Here is a 15,179-nt window from a genome sequence, read left to right as displayed (position 1 = left end):
CGTCGCAGTGTTTCGAATGTCGAACACGCGATCAAGGTAACACGGCCGCGTTCTGGATGTCGAACGCCGATTGAAAGTAGACTGAGCACCCGATCCCGAGGAGGAAAGGCGATGGCCCGGACCCGAGTGAACGTGTCCGCCCTATATGCGGCCCTCGACGCCGCGAGGACCAAGAAGGAGCTCTCGTGGCGGCAATTGGCCGCCGCGGTGGGTGTCAGTCCTTCGACCATGACGCGCATGGCCAATGGGAACCGGCCGGACGTGGACGCCTTCGCGGCGCTCGTGCGGTGGCTCGGCATGCCTGCCGAGACCTTCATGGTGGACCCAGAGGATGAGCAGCAGGAAACCCGGGCTGAGGAGCCCGAGTTGATGGCACAGTTGGCACCGTTGCTGAGAGCTCGCAGCGATCTGGGTGCCGCAGATGTGAAGTACTTGGAAGAGGTGATCGGTGCCGCGATGCGCCGGTTCGCCTCCGATCGGGAAGCCCGTTCGAGGTGACGCATGGGTCAGCGGTGGACCAAGAAGGCTCTCCAGGATCTCGCGCTTGACGTCCGCCGGGAGATAGATACCGGGCCGCACAGCCCACTCGATCTCATGCGACTGACCGGCGAGTACGGGATCCCGGTGTATGCGATGAACGATCTCGGCGATAGTGGATGTTCGTCCGAGGCGCTGGACCACTTCACCCTGCGGCGGCCCGAGGCATGGTCAGCTGCCCTGGTGCCATCAGGAACCGCGCGGTTCATCGTGGAAAACTGCGTGCACACACTCCAGCGACGCCGGTCCAACGTGGCGCACGAGATGTCGCATCTCATCCTGGAGCACGAGTTCGAGGGCATCCTCTTTGCCGACGGCGGCTGCCGCGAGCTGGGTCCCGAGATGGCAGCGAAGGAACGGCAGGCCAGTGACCTCTCCGGAGAGCTCCTCATCCCGATGTCGGCGGCGATCACGGCGGCCCTGTCGAAAAGGTCCGACGAAGAGGTAGCGGAGCAGTTCGACGTGAGCGTGCGCTTCGCAGCATGGCGCATGAATGCTTCAGGGGCTCGGAAAATCGCTCACCGGACGCTGCAGAAGCGGGCAGCGGGAAGCCGCGGTTAGAAACTCGGTTCCGCTTTCGTCGACACATCCAGCTGACCGGAAAGCAAAGGTTACGCGGGCAGCGGTCGACGAGAGGGGCCACCCAGGGGCACAGATCCATCTGCTGACCGGAAGAACAGAGTCGGCCCTGGTCTCATTTTTGGTCTCATTCACCCCTGTCTGGATCCGTCCGCGCGTCCACAGGAAGACCACTCCGTCCCTGGTTAGGACGCACCCGGCCACCCCCGAACCCCCGGACGAACATTTGGAAAGCGTGTTGGGGGGACCCCTCACGAGTTCGAATCTCGTATCCCCCGTCACGGCTGACCAGCCGAAGCAAAGACTTCGTCCGGATCTCGGTCGAAGCTCCGTCGTGCCGTGGTTGCAGCTGCCGCAAGTACTCCAGCCTGACTTCGTGATCTCGTGGTGGACCTGGCATGCCCATCTCGGGGTGATGGGCGAACGTGATGTCCGTTTTAGGGCGGGGCGCGGAGCCGAGGTTGGGCAGGATCCCGGACGGAACGACCGCCATGGCGCGTGCCTGGCCAAGGGGTTCGACCGTGTGGCTCAGGTGGGCAGTGTGCTGGAGCGGGAAGAAGATCAACGAGCGGGGGACGTCTGGCCATTGCTGGCCGCGCCGTTTTTTTGTCCTAGGGGAGGGATATCGTTGGCGAGTCGCCCGCACAGGGATTACGACGCCCCGCGTGGGTTCACCCAGCATGGCGCCCGGCGTGTACAAGCCGAGCGCGCCCGGAAATTGGGTGACCAGCAGGAACACCACGGCCTTCGGGTCATCGCCCTTTGACCAGCAAGGACACCCCCGACTGATGGCAGTGACCCAGCAGGAGATCGAGAGCCGGTTGTGGGACGCCGCCGACGAGCTGCGCGTGGCGATGCCCGAAGCGCAATACTCCTCGGTCGTCTTCCCGCTGATGTTCTGGAAGTACCTGTCGGACACCTGGGAGCACCAGCACCAGGAGTTCCTGGCCGACAACGAGGGCCTGGACTACTCCGCCGAGGAAGCCCGCGAGATTGAGTACCGCGACTACCAGTCGTTTGAGATCCCGTTCATCCACCCCGGCACCGTCCAGGAGCGTCGCGCCTCTTGGTCGTCCATCCTCGCCACCATCACTCAGTCCGGCCTCGGCCAGCGGGTCCGCGCGTCCCTGCAGGCCATCGAGACGGCCAACCCTGACAAGTTCTCCCGCCTGTTCGGGTCCATGAGCTGGACCTCCGAAGAGGTGCTGTCGGCAGAGGTGTTGGCAGCGGTCATGCAGGCGATGGACCGCACCCCGAAGATGCACGAAGGCAACATGTCCCACGACGTGCTCGGTGGGGCGTACGAGTACCTGCTGAAGCGGTTCTCCGACGGGTCCGGCACCCGCGCTGGCCAGTTTTTCACCCCGCGCGAGGTCGTCGAGCTGATCGTCGAGGTCCTGGACCCCAAGGGCTACGAGTCGGTGTACGACCCGACCTGCGGGTCGGGGGGCATGCTCATCGCCTCCGCGAACCTCCTGAAGGCCCACGGCGGCCGTGGCTACACGCTCAGCCTGAACGGGCAGGAGGCCGTACCGGACACCGCAGGTGTGGCACGCATGAACCTCTTCATGCACAACCTCACCCAGTTCAAGGTCGAGGTCGGCGACACCCTGAAGGACCCGCGCTTCAAGAAGCCGGACGGATCCGTCGCGCAGTTCGATGTGATCGTCGCTAACCCGCCCTACAGCCTGAAGTGGAAGCCCTGGACCAACGACCCCCGCACCATCGGCGGCACCGCACCGGCGAAGTCGGCCGACTGGGCGTTCGTGCAGCACATGATCGCCAGCATGGACCCGAAGAAGGGCCGCGCTGGCGTCGTCCTGCCCCACGGCGTCCTCTTCCGCGGCGGCGAAGAAGGAGCCATCCGCCGGCGAGTGCTGGACGACGACCTCCTCGAAGCCGTCATCGGGCTGCCGGCCAACCTCTTCTACAACACCACCATCCCGACCTGTGTCCTGGTTTTCCGTGCTCCCGGCACCAAGGCCCCAGAGCGGCAGGGTGGCGTGCTGTTCATCGACGCCTCCACACGCTTCACTAAGGCCACCAACCGAAACATCCTCACCGACGCTGACATCGCCAACGTGGTGACCGCCTACCACTCCACCTTCGATGCCGACGGCCATCCGGTCGACCACGACGGCGGCCTGGCCGCACGATTTACTCCACTGCCGGAGATCGTGGTGAACGGGTACGACCTCAACATCGGCAGGTACATCAAACATGCCGCTGCCGAGCAGGAAGACCTCGGCACCCTCATCGATGCCTACAACGTCGCCCGCGCCGAACGTCAGAAGGCCGAGCAGCGGATGCTCGCGGTCCTTGCGTCCGCCGGAATCGAGGGCTTCGATGAGTGAGCAGTCGGAGTGGCCCCGGAAGGCGCTCGCCGAAGTTGGAGAATTGATGCGCGGTCGTCGTTTCACGAAGAACGACTACGTGGAGTCCGGGCTTGGCTGTATCCACTACGCGCAGATTCACACTGACTTTGGGGCCATCGTGAGGGATCCCCTCACGTTCCTGGCCGAAGATTCCCGTGCGCGAATGCGCCTTGCTCACCCTGGAGATCTGGTCATCGCCGCGACCAGCGAGAACGTTGATGACGTCGGGAAGGCGGTCGCATGGCTGGGTGACGACGACGTTGCAGTTCACGATGACTGCTACATCTTCCGTCACGGGTTCGATCCTGCGTACGTCTCGTACTTCTTCTCGTCATCTCTGTTCCATTCACGGAAGATCAAGTACGTATCCGAGACGAAAGTCGTGCGGATCTCGGGTGCGAACCTGAGCATGATTGAGATTCCCGTGCCCCCTCAGCAGGCGCAAGAGCGGATCGTCGAGGTTGTCGGCGCGGTAGACGACCAGATCACTGCACTCGACGACGAAGCGGGGGCGCTGGAGGGTGTGTACCGGGCGGCAATGTCTCTACTCTGGTGCACCGCTGAGGGCAACGAGGCGGAGTCCCGGTTGCTCGGAGCCGTGATGCGCCTCGACGTCATACGGACCCCAATGAAAGCGGGAACGACTTTCCACCTCGCTGGAGTGCTCAACGCTGGCAAGGGTCTTATCGACAAAGATGCGTTCGACGGGGCAGATACCGAGTACACCGCGATGAACGTCCTTCGTGAGAACCAGGTGGTGATGCGGAAGCTGACTGCTTGGGAGGGGCCGATCACCGTGGTTCCTGCCGAGTTCGACGGCTTCGTGGCGAGCAACGAGTTCCCGACCTTCACTCTCGCCGCTGACATCGCCCCGGGATGGATGAAGCACGTCTGCCGGACACCTCGACTGTGGGCGGAGATGCAGAGCAGGGTCGTCGGCACCGTGCAGCGCCGGAAGCGACTCAACCCCGACCAGCTCCTGGCGGTGGCTCTTCCCGTCCCGTCCCGGCCCGAGCAGGAGCAGGCAGCGGAGGCCCTGGACGCGATCGAGGGGCAGATCGCTGTGATCCGTACCGAGGCCACCAGGCTCCGTCAGGCTCGTGCAGGGCTGCTAGCGGGGCTGCTGGACCGCACCATCGACATCGAGTCCGCCGAGTTGGAGGTCTGAGCCGTGGCGAAGGGCATACGAGAGCGCGAGTTCCAGAACCTGATGATCCAGTGGTCCCTCCCGATGGGGTGGGGCTTCACGGCGGGGCGGGGCTTGCCGCGTGTGACGACACAGACGGTGGTCACCGGTCAACTGCGGGACGCCATCATCCGACTGAACCCTGGGGTGATCGGCGGGTTCGACGTGGACGCCGTGGTCGAGGAAATCGTCGCCACGGTCAACGCCGTCGAAGGCGGCTTGGTGCGGGCCAACGAGCAGGTACTGCACCTGCTGCGCGGGCACAAGGAGTTCCGGGACGCCGACGGCGTGTGGCATGCCCTTAAGATCATCGACTTCGAGCACCCGACCGCCAACACTCTGGTCGTGTCGGATGAGGTAACCATCACCGTCCCCGGCAAGGCTTCTCGCCGGTTCGACCTCGTGTACTGGGTCAACGGCCTGCCCCTGGTAGTCGTCGAGGTGAAGTCACCGACCGCGAAGTCTGGGTGGGCCGACGCCGCCCGCGAGATCAACAACGTATACGCCACCGAGTACCCGTGGTTTTTCACCCCAAGCGTCTTCGCCGTCGCCTCCGACGGGCTGAAGCTGCGGTTCGGTGCCGTCGGGGCACCCACAAACCTGTGGCAGCCGTTCCGGTCCACCGACGACGACGAGAACCTGTCCGGGCAGGCCGACGTGCAGCGCTCCGTCGAACTGCTACTCAACCCAGCGACTGTCCTGGACATGCTGGCGAATTTCGCCCTCTTCGACACTTCCGGGGGTGGGGCGGACAAGAAGTACCTGCCCCGATACCCGCAGATTGAGGCCGCGCACCTAATCCATGAGCGGGTCCTTGAGGGCGGGTCTAAGGGCTTGATCTGGCACCACCAGGGCTCCGGGAAGACACTGCTGATGGTGTTTGCCGCCTCGTTGCTTCTGACCGACACCCGCACCGAGTCACCCACGATCATCCTGCTCTCGGACCGGACTCAGCTCGTCCGGCAGACCTCCGGGGTGTTCACCTCCGCGATGGGGGACACTTACTTCCACCAGCCCGCCACCAGCCAAAAGTTGCGTTCCCTGCTGTCCGACGATGTGCGCGGCGTCATCTCCACGACCGTCCACAAGTTCGCCGACGCCGGCAAGAACCTGTCGACCCGGGGGAACATCATCGTGCTGGTCGACGAGGCACATCGCACCCAGTCCGCCAGGTCGCAGTCCCTGGCCGGGCAGATGCGCGCAGCGTTGCCGCACGCGAAATTCTTCGGCATGACCGGCACCCCCGTCAGGAACCTCGCCACTGACACCTTCGCCCTCTTCGGTGAGGAGACCGACCCGGGCAGGGTGCTGCACCGGTACTCGGTGTCCCGGTCTCTGCTGGACGGGGCGACCGTCCCGGTCATGTTGGACCCGCACCCGGTCATCTTCGAGATGAACGACGGGGCGTTGCAGGCTGAGTTCGACCAGTTCGCCGACGAATTCGACCTCGATGACCCCGACCGTGAGTCCCTCTCCCGCAAGTTCGGTCGTCTTACCTCGGTATTCGCCAACCCCGACCGCATACACGCGGTCTGCCAGGACATCGTGGACCACTACCTGGCCGGTGCCTACCGTAACGGCCTCAAGGCCCAGGTCGTCGCCTATAACCGTGAGCTGGCCGTGGCGTACACGGACAAGATCAACGAGTTGCTGGCCGGCTTCGAGACGTCGCAGGTGCTCGCCGGGGTCGGGAAGCATGTCCGGATCACCGCCGAGGTGAACATCTCCGTCTCAGACTCCAAGGACGAAGACCCCGCCATGCGGCCGTTCCAGCTCTCAGAGGTCGAGGAGGAGAAGCAGAAACGGCGGTTCCTCACCCCGGACGACCCGCTGCGCTTCCTGGTGGTGACCGCGAAGTTGATGACGGGCTTCGACGCTCCCAACGAGGGCGTCCTCTACCTGGACAAACCGCTGAAGGCCCACAACCTGTTCCAGACGATCACCCGCCCGAACCGCACCTGGGTGTCTCCGACCGGGTTCGTGAAAACCTGCGGCGTGGTCGTGGACTACATCGGCCTAGCCGAAGAGGTCCAGCGAGCCGTCGTCGACCCCACCTCGGAAAGGGCCGGGAAGGGCGGTGGGTTCGTCACCGACCTGGCCGACCTTGTCGACGAGTTCCGCATCACCTTCGCGCGCATCGAAGACCTCCTTGCGGGCGTGGAGGGCCTGGACCTCACAGTCCACGGATACGAGTCCGTGCGAGCCATTAACGTCTTCCTGGACGCCAGCCATGGTGCCGCTGAGGTGTTCACTAAGGACTACCGGCTCTTGGCCCGCCTGTACCCACTCATCAACACCGACAAGCGGGTCGCCAAGTACCGCGACGGCTTCGGGCTGTTCGGGTCCGTGTACACGACCCTGTTCAAGAAGTCCTCCGACCAGGAGAGGAAGGAACGGCTGGGCGAGCTGGGGCCGATGGTTCTGGAGATCATCAACGCCCACGTCCACTCCTTCTCGGTGGCCGCCGCCCGGGAGGAACCTCTCGTTCTTGACGCCCAGGGCATCGCCGTTCTCAAGGAGCTGCTGGCCCTCGTCCGCCCCAAGCCCAACAAGGACGACGGCGAGGACAAGACACCTCCGTCCGCGGCGGAGATCCTGGACCACATCAAGGCCGCCCTCGAAAAGGGCGTCGAGCCGGGTTCCGCGAAGTACACCGCCCTAGCGGCGCGGATCAAGCTGCTGCGAGATCGGATCATCCAGAACGCCCAGGACGCCCTGGACTTCCTGTCCGAAGCACTCCGGGTCGCCCGCGCCATCGTGGACGCGGAGAAGCATCCCGACGAAGCCGTCGTCGTGCTGGACGACGACAACGTGGGTGTCCTGTCGCGAATCATCCACGACCACGCACCGTCCGGCCTCACAGTCACGGAAAGGAATCTGGCCGAGGAAATCGACCAGGTGGTCACCCGCACCCTCGCAGGCTCCTGGGACAACGCAGATGCTCGCAACCGAGGCGTCCGCCGAGCCACCGCCGACGTCTTCCGCCGATACGTGGTGAAGCCAGTGGGGGAGCCGTATGACTCCACCGTCGCCTACATCGAAGCCCACTACCTCGTTGACTGACGAATGCACGAAGGCCCGGCAACCTGTGTGGCGATTGCCGGGCCCCACCACGCTGCTGAGGGCCCTGATCCCGTCCTCCGGCCGCGTCTGGCGCCCTCACAGGGCTGCCGGAGGGCCCTGGCAGTAACGGTCGTCGGCTGCGAGGGCGGCGCAAGTGACGCCCTCAATGCTGTTGGCATCGGCGGCGAAGCGAGTGTCCGCTTCGTCCTGAAGGTAAGCGCGAACCATGGCTGCGCCGCCGAGGGCCCACTGTTGATCAACGCGGAACGTCAGGTCTCCGATGACGCGGTTCGCGACGATGGCGTAGCGTCGGCCTAGATCGAAGAGCTGGAAATGGTGGGCGACCCGGGCAGTGAGGGTTGCATCCCAGGTGGCTGGAGGAGTGACGAAGAACTCCAGCCGCACCATCTCGCCATCTTGTGCTGTACGGGCATCGAGCCACCGTTCATGGGATATCCGGTCCAGGTAGGGATGCAGGAGGGTGTTCTCCAGCTGGTCGGGCCGCCGATTTCCCTTGATGAGGTTGCACCGCTCGCACACCGGGACCAGGTTGAGCGGGTCCACGCACAAGGCGGGGAACAGGCTCTTGGGCATGAAGTGGTCGAGCTGGTAGACGGTTCCCTGTCGGCACAGCGGGCACCGTTCGTTGGGTGGAGCAGTCATCAGCTGCCCGCGGATCTTGGCGCCGGCGACAGTGTTCATGCCGTTGCCGTAGACCCACTGCACGAAGTGCTCAGCGTCGATCTCAGGTACGGAGAAGTGCTTGTCGATCAGATCGTGCAGAGACTTGCCCGCAGCGGCCTGCCGCAGACTCTGGCCTGCTTTCCGTACGGTGTCGTAGGCGTTCAGCAGGTTCTCGCGGCGGCCGCCCTCCGTAGTACTGGTGGCAACGCACGCTCTGTAGCTGTCCGCGGCCTTGATCAGAGGAATCTTCAGGGACCACATCACACGGCCCTGTTCGTCTTCTCCGCAAGGAGGATGCGGACGAGCCCCCTCGCCTCACTGCCCAACTGCCCGCCGAAATGTGTCAGCACTTGTTCATAGGAGTCCATTCGCGTGACGGCCTTGATGATCTCCGCATAGAAGCCGGAATGCATCACCTCCAGCCCGAACACCTCGTGCGTCAGCGCGCCCACGTTCTCCCCATAGGTCTCGACCTGGGGTCGCTCAAAGCGGCTGGTTTCCCCGTGGCGGATCAGCTTGTAGACGCATGAACGCGGGGCTGTCTGCAGGACCACCGGCGAGTGAGTGGCCACGACGGCCACACCGTTACGGTCGGTGAGCAGCTTCGACAGCGCCTGCATGAAGGAGGCCAGCAGTGGCGGATGGAGATGCGCTTCGGGCTCGTCCAGGAGAACGAGCGACTGCTCGGCCACACTGTGGACGAGCTGCGTCATCGTCAGCGCCACGATCGCATGCCCCGAACTCAGCTGCGAAAAGTCAGACGTCAAGTCCTCAACCTGACTGGCGCGCAGTCTCATGCCAGCGCGTATGTCGTGGGCAAATGCTGCGATCCCGGAACCGGCGAATTGCGGATCCCGGCTCAGCAGCAGCATGGCTTCGCGCCAGTCCGCCAGGGCGCGCGATGTGAAGATCTCGGTAAGGGCCGCCTTGAAGTCTTGCCGTAGCCGACCTTGCAGGGTGGTGCGGTCTTCGACAGAGTAATTGTGGTCCACGCCGCCTTGAAGTCCGACATAGGCGTATGACGCCGCCCGGGACGAGACGTTCTCAGCGTCAGGGACAAGGGCTTCGATGTCGACGAACGGATCAAAGGCACTGAAGGTGACAGAGACGACATTGGCGAACTGTTCGCCAGCCTCCGAGGCAGCCGTGGGAAGCATGGTCACGCTTCCGAAGCGGCTATCTAGATCAGGGCGGGCGACTGCGCCGGCAAGGTTGCGCAGCAGGGTCGTCTTACCGACTCCGTTTCGGCCGATAAGGACGTGGATATTGCTGGATGGACTGGACTCCGGGACTACTTGGAAGTCAAGACCACCACTCGCTCCCTGCCCGGGTGCGTCGTATCGGAATCGGTACTCCGTTAGCCGGACTCCGCCCCGTGCGATGCGGTTGAACTGCGCCCTGACTGTCTGCTCTTCCACACCTCGCAGGAGCGAGACGTCGGTCACCCGGTGTTGCTTCGCATCCTGAAGCCGGTTGGGGAAGTAGGCCAGGTCGCAGAGGGCTTCAAGGATTTCGGCGCGCTTGTCACCACCGAGTTTCCTGATTTCGTCGTAGTAACTGTCGGACTGCCCAAGCGAGAAGAACTCGCCAGGCAGCCCATCGTCGAAGCGCCCGTGCTCGAAGGGGACCGCGCCAGCCTTCTGATTGGGCACCGCGATCTTCACCGGACCCAGGTTCCAGGTGTCTGTCGGGGTCCGATACCAAAGATGGTAAGTGGTGCGGTAGCCGAAGTCGTCCCAGTCGTCAGCCTCCAACACCAAGGCTTCGGAACCGCTGGGCACGGGACTGCCATAGTCCTGGACGATGACCTGCACGCGTCGGGCCTCCGGGGTTGGCGGCGGGTGTGCGCACACAAGCGGCGCTGGATGCGCACCCTACCGCGCCCCTTGCGAGGCAACGCTTCCCAGCCTATGGAGGAAACAAATAGGTCTGTCGGCCCCGACACGGGCGGGGTTCACTCCCAGGCTCGCGGATTGGCAGTGTGGTGGCGTCCGAGAGTCCGCACCCGCCAAGTCCCCCCAGTCGCCGCAGAAGTGGTCGCCGTGCGACTGAGCATTCCGCCTAGCGGGTCCGTGACCACCACGCATCCCGCCCCGTCAGCGATCCGCACACCACGGCCATCCTGCCGAGCGACAAGCCGCTGCCGGATCCCGACCCCGAGGCCGCTGCCCGTATCTGGGCCTCGTACTACTTGGTCCCGGCGCTGCTGGGCGCCTACGGACGGGCCCGTTTGCCCTGGCCGGGCGGCTGCGCCATCGGGGAACGCGGGGTGGAGCAGCACTTCAAGGTGTACGAACGTTTCGGTGACCGCTCGACCGTCGACGACCACGGCTACCTCGTGGAAGCAGCCGCAAGCGGACACGGGACGGTGTCGGTCATGCTGCCCTTCCGCTCCCGCGGTGCGAGCATCGCCGCTCCTCCTGCGCGCTGTTGTCGCCTGGAAGCTCACCTTTAGGGGTTGTCCAGCTGCTCATTAGACAAAGCTGCCCGAAGCTGAGCCTTGAGGGCACGCACTTTTCTCTCAAGCTCCTGAATTCGCTTGATATAGGAGTTCCTTTCAAGCATCTCTGCCACATTTTCGCGCTGTGTGACCAATTGTAGGTGGTCAGGATTAAAGCAGGCTGGGGCAGCACATTTATGGTGCACTGGGAAACCAGTGGTCGGACCGTTGAATACCTCGTACGAGAGGACGTGTAAGAGCTTCATCCTGCCTCCGCCCACATTCACCTGCCTGTATCCATTCGGACCAGTGGAGCTCACCTCCCAACAGCCAGCCTCTGTTGTCCGACTCTTGTTGTCGCGGTACCACTCGACTCGTTCTCGGTTGCTTAGCCCGGTAGCCTGTGGCGCTAAGTCCGAGAACTCGAAGCCCTTTCGGCTCTGCGCGTAGTGTCCGGAACAGAGCCCCATGGAGCGGCTCGGTTTGGAACACGACCACCCATCGCCAGCGGCGCGACACACGCCAGTCGTAGCCATGCGGATCAAGATCGGTCGAAGCTCCACCCCAAGATATTGCTGCCGATAGTGTGCGCTGCAATACCCCATAGACTTCTCCGTGCGCTCGCAAGACCATCCACGGCCTGATGCCTTGCAGTTCCCCTTCACCTGCGGCGATCGGATTGGAGTGAAGGACTTCCCTTCCCTTCGATGTCGATAGTGAACGTCACACAGGCCCTTGGCGACCACATCACGCGAGCACACCCAATCACCCCCAGTAGCTTTGCAGGAGTCCAGCTCACCCGACACCCTCACTGGAAGAAGCCCTCTACCTTTTCGGTTCTGCCGGTAGTGGGAAATGCAGTACGGCTGCTTGCCGTAACAGAAACGCTCACAAGACCACCCGTCACCCTCGGCCGTGCAAATGCGGTCTGCACTCATGAGACCCTCCTCGTCAGCACTGCGGAGAGCTTGTCATGCTGCGCTGACACTCCGGTGGTCCAGCCAAGACAGTGATGAGCACTGGTGTCCCGTCGCAGGAAATCTGGGCTGATCCCATCTGGCCCCTTGATGCACACGCCTTCCGCCGCGACCCAGCGCCCGCGATGCCCTCCGGCCCGTGTGGCCCCTCCGGCACCGTGCCGGAGCCCTGGATCCGTCCGTGATTCCTACCGGAGTTCGAAGGCAATCACTCCGGTTCGTGCTAGGCAAGCGCCCGGCTGTGCGGCCTCCACCTACCCGCCCGCGAAGTACGGGCCTAGAGCTCGGGGGCGTAGCACTGATCTACAGTCCCAGCTTTCTTCTACGCTGCGACTCCGCAAAACTCGGCGGGTAGTTCAGTAATGCCCTTCTGATTCTCGCGAACGCATAATCGCTCAGCGCAATACTCCCACTAACCCTGAACCGATGGGGTGGCAGCGGCTCACCGGCGGCAACCACCTGGCGGTGATTTACCACCTTACCGTCACCATGCCTCAGCGGGTTATTTACTCGCTCAATCAGACCGAACTTCTCAAGAGTCAAATGAGCTTCATACACGTCACGCGATATACGATAGAGCGATTGACGCTCGCGCTCAGAACAGAAAACACCCTCATCTTTATGCATCCGAGGGAAGCGGGCAGCCAGATGTTTGAGAACAAGGTACATCCGAATCTCTGAGTCGCTGAGGAGATGGACCCAGCCGTTCGTGAAGAACAACTCGGACAGAACGATCACCGATGGCGGGACCTCATAGCCTCCGGGTATCACGTAGTCGTACTGTTCCGGGCCAGGCGCCCCTGACTCATGCAGCAACATCACAGCCATGGGCCTAGAGGGCGCGCCAACGTTCCTGATCACGAGGTTTTCGGCAGCGAGCCTAGCGAATGCGGATTTGACCTGGCGAACCCTATTCCCTCGCTCTGTAATTGGATTCACCGCCTGCAGATTACCTTTGGCGCGCGACACGACAAGATCCACCCAAGATGGGTTGCCAGGCACGCCCGCAGAAATTTCCAAAGGACTCGGCCCAGCAATGCCGCTTCGCTTTCGACACTGAGCCTCAAAGAGAGAGATCAAATGTAACTGCAGATTCAACCCCCGGGGTGCGGATATACGCTGAATGGGTGGCTCGCTCCAACGATTACCAGCGATAAAGGGCGACCGGATCTTCACTGTGCGGGGTTGAGTACCGCGATCATGTAGCTGCCCTATGGTCGTGATCGCGCTCTCGCAGAGTAGTTCCATCTGTTGTAGTTCCCGCAGCCGCCGGGCGCGGCGGTCAACACCCCTGGACACTCAGCTCACACCTCCTGACCCATTGGCCGCACATATCCCCCGAGGTGGCCTGCAATGTCTTCCGTCCGCCCTAGAAACTTTATGCGGGCCAAAGGGTTGTTGAGGTACTCCTGACCCTTTGGCCGCAACGCTGCGCCCTGGTCACCTGCGTAGCCCCGCGTCCGCCCTAGAGACTTCATCAGGGCCAAAGGGTAACTGGCCTCAGTTCAGTCGGTAGTTGGTTATGCAGCACAGTGTTCATGCCGAGCAGCGAGCGGCCCCCCGGGGGAGGCCACTCTCACACCAAGTCCACGCTTCGCATGAAGAAGGTGTCAGCATGAATGTACGCCGCCGAGGCAAGACCGCCCAGAGGACGTTCATCGCACCCTGGGCGCTCATGAGTGGCGCGCTCACTCTCGCTACAGTTCTGATGGTCTGGCTCAGCCCGAGCTTGGCCGCCCCGATCGGTACAGGGGCCGCGGTCCTCGCCGGATCTAGTCCCTTCCTGCGTGCCTTCCTTGATCGCCGTGGCATCCGGGGGAGGTCCACTGCAGCTGACGAACTGGATGCCCAGTAGGCCGGCTTCGGCTCCTCTGTCGCTTTGGTTCGTAGCGCAGGGCTTCTCATGAGGGGTACGGAGACGTGAGGCTTCCAACGGCCAGTGGGTAGGAGGCAACGTCAAGCCTTGTCCGAGGCCAGCTACACGTCGGTGTTAGGCAGGCAAGCAGTCCCGACTGGGAGCCATTTGGGAGCCGACTTGCTCCCGAAGCTCCTTCCACACCACGCGAGACCGATCGATACCATGCCCCTGACTAGGGGAAACGTCATCTGCGCAGACAAGGTCAGCGACCGAACCTCATTCGGGACGAAGAGGACGTGAATTCAGCTGGCCAGGCGTTGCAGCCGACTGGCTGCCTCGCGCAGGACATCGTCCTTCTTGCAGAAGGTGAAGCGGACCTGGCTGCGGCCGGCGTCGGGGTCGTCGTAGAAGACCGAGTTGGGGACGGCGACGACGCCGCAACGTTCGGGAAGGGCGCGGCAGAAGGCGTAGGCGTCCTTCTCGCCCAGGGGCATGATGTCGGTGGTGATGAAGTACGTGCCCTGAGGCTGGTAGACCTCGAACCCGGCCGCGCGTAGCCCGTCGCCGAGGAGGTCGCGCTTGCGTCGCAGGTCGGCGCGGAAGCCGTCGAAGTACGAGTCAGGCAGTCGGAGGGCCTCGGCGATCGCGTACTGGAAGGGACCCGAGCTGACGTAGGTCAGGTACTGCTTGGCCGTCCGGACCGCTGAGACGAGCGGGCCGTTCGCCGTGACCCAGCCAACCTTCCATCCGGTGAACGAGAAGGTCTTGCCGGCGGATGAGATGGAGACGGTGCGCTCGCGCATGCCGGGCAGGGCCGCGATGGGGCGATGTGTGCCCTCGTAGACAAGGTGCTCGTACACCTCGTCAGTAACAACGAGCAGGTCGTGCTCGATGGCGAGTGCGGCGATGGCGTCCTGCTCTTCGGCGGAGAGGACCATGCCGGTCGGGTTGTGCGGCGTGTTGAGGAGCAGGAGGCGGGTCTGCGAAGTGATCTTGGCCCGTAGCTCATCCAGGTCCGGGCGGAAGGACGGGGCGCGCAGGGTGAGCGGCACGCGCTTCGCGCCGGCCATGGCGATGCAGGCGGCGTAGGAGTCATAGAAGGGTTCGAAGGCGATCACCTCGTCGCCCGGCTCCAGGAGCGCAAGCAGGGCGGCGGCGATGGCCTCGGTGGCGCCGGCGGTGACCAGGACCTCGGTATCGGGGTCGAAGGGGAGATCGTAGAAGCGCTGCTGGTGTTCGGAGATCGCAGCGCGCAGTTCCGGAACCCCCGGGCCGGGCGGGTACTGGTTTCCCTTGCCATCCCGCAAGGCGCGGACGGCGGCCTCGCGGATCTCCTCGGGACCATCGGTGTCGGGGAAGCCCTGGCCCAGATTGATCGCGCCCGTCGCGGTCGCCAGTGCCGACATCTCCGCGAAGATCGTTGTCCCGAGTCCGTCCAGCCTTCGGTTCAGCAGTGGCCTGGTGTTCATGTCTCCACCGT

Annotated in this window: 10 protein-coding genes and 1 pseudogene; 6 read left to right on the top strand and 5 right to left on the bottom strand. The window is 63.6% G+C overall.

From position 1 onward, the window contains the following. The first annotated feature begins 111 nt into the window (after nt 1–111). The 5 genes from ACIHCQ_RS00735 (at nt 112) to ACIHCQ_RS00715 (ending at nt 7,740) form a co-directional block, all read left to right on the top strand. Complete coding sequence (locus tag ACIHCQ_RS00735; protein ID WP_399656392.1) at nt 112–498, top strand: helix-turn-helix domain-containing protein; 387 nt, start codon at nt 112–114, stop codon at nt 496–498. Between the two features lie 96 nt (nt 499–594). Next, nucleotides 595–1,098 carry an ImmA/IrrE family metallo-endopeptidase gene (locus ACIHCQ_RS00730; RefSeq protein ID WP_399656390.1) on the top strand — a complete coding sequence of 168 codons (504 nt, stop codon included), beginning with the start codon at nt 595–597 and terminating at the stop codon, nt 1,096–1,098. Nucleotides 1,099–1,904: 806 nt separating this feature from the next. Beyond that, nucleotides 1,905–3,470, top strand: a complete 1,566-nt coding sequence (locus tag ACIHCQ_RS00725) for an N-6 DNA methylase (protein WP_399656388.1) — start codon at nt 1,905–1,907, stop codon at nt 3,468–3,470. After that, nucleotides 3,463–4,659 carry a restriction endonuclease subunit S gene (locus tag ACIHCQ_RS00720; protein WP_399656386.1) on the top strand — a complete coding sequence of 399 codons (1,197 nt, stop codon included), beginning with the start codon at nt 3,463–3,465 and terminating at the stop codon, nt 4,657–4,659. The genes ACIHCQ_RS00725 and ACIHCQ_RS00720 overlap by 8 nt, the downstream gene beginning before the upstream one ends. A 3-nt stretch (nt 4,660–4,662) precedes the next feature. Further along, nucleotides 4,663–7,740, top strand: coding sequence for a type I restriction endonuclease subunit R (locus ACIHCQ_RS00715; protein ID WP_399656384.1), 3,078 nt, complete (start codon nt 4,663–4,665; stop codon nt 7,738–7,740). 96 nt (nt 7,741–7,836) lie between these two features. On the opposite strand, the gene ACIHCQ_RS00710 is transcribed toward ACIHCQ_RS00715, so the two are convergent. Both ACIHCQ_RS00710 and ACIHCQ_RS00705 read right to left on the bottom strand, forming a co-directional pair. Beyond that, complete coding sequence (locus ACIHCQ_RS00710) at nt 7,837–8,685, bottom strand: HNH endonuclease (protein ID WP_399656382.1); 849 nt, start codon at nt 8,683–8,685, stop codon at nt 7,837–7,839. After that, the gene (locus tag ACIHCQ_RS00705) at nt 8,685–10,238 is read right to left on the bottom strand and encodes an AAA family ATPase (RefSeq protein ID WP_399656380.1); all 1,554 of its coding nucleotides are present in this window, start codon (nt 10,236–10,238) and stop codon (nt 8,685–8,687) included. Before ACIHCQ_RS00705 ends, ACIHCQ_RS00710 begins: the two co-directional genes overlap by 1 nt. 305 nt (nt 10,239–10,543) lie before the next feature. Between ACIHCQ_RS00705 and ACIHCQ_RS00700 the strand changes: the two are divergent. After that, nucleotides 10,544–10,889: pseudogene (locus tag ACIHCQ_RS00700) on the top strand (UDP-N-acetylglucosamine 1-carboxyvinyltransferase); the annotation flags it as partial. Here ACIHCQ_RS00700 and ACIHCQ_RS00695 read toward each other — a convergent pair. The 3 genes from ACIHCQ_RS00695 to ACIHCQ_RS00685 all read right to left on the bottom strand — a co-directional run bounded on the left by ACIHCQ_RS00695 (nt 10,876) and on the right by ACIHCQ_RS00685 (nt 15,168). Continuing rightward, the gene (locus ACIHCQ_RS00695; RefSeq protein WP_399656378.1) at nt 10,876–11,130 is read right to left on the bottom strand and encodes an HNH endonuclease signature motif containing protein; all 255 of its coding nucleotides are present in this window, start codon (nt 11,128–11,130) and stop codon (nt 10,876–10,878) included. The pseudogene ACIHCQ_RS00700 and the gene ACIHCQ_RS00695 overlap by 14 nt on opposite strands. A gap of 1,014 nt (nt 11,131–12,144) precedes the next feature. After that, complete coding sequence (locus tag ACIHCQ_RS00690; RefSeq protein ID WP_399656376.1) at nt 12,145–12,822, bottom strand: hypothetical protein; 678 nt, start codon at nt 12,820–12,822, stop codon at nt 12,145–12,147. A gap of 1,179 nt (nt 12,823–14,001) precedes the next feature. Further along, the gene (locus ACIHCQ_RS00685; RefSeq protein ID WP_399656374.1) at nt 14,002–15,168 is read right to left on the bottom strand and encodes a pyridoxal phosphate-dependent aminotransferase; all 1,167 of its coding nucleotides are present in this window, start codon (nt 15,166–15,168) and stop codon (nt 14,002–14,004) included. Nucleotides 15,169–15,179 lie beyond the last annotated feature (11 nt).

It is taken from the genome of Streptomyces sp. NPDC052236 (assembly GCF_044548015.1).
Lineage (GTDB): Bacteria > Actinomycetota > Actinomycetes > Streptomycetales > Streptomycetaceae > Streptomyces.
The sequence above is the reverse complement of the archived record's forward strand: the minus strand, read 5'-3'. Positions and strand labels throughout refer to the sequence as shown.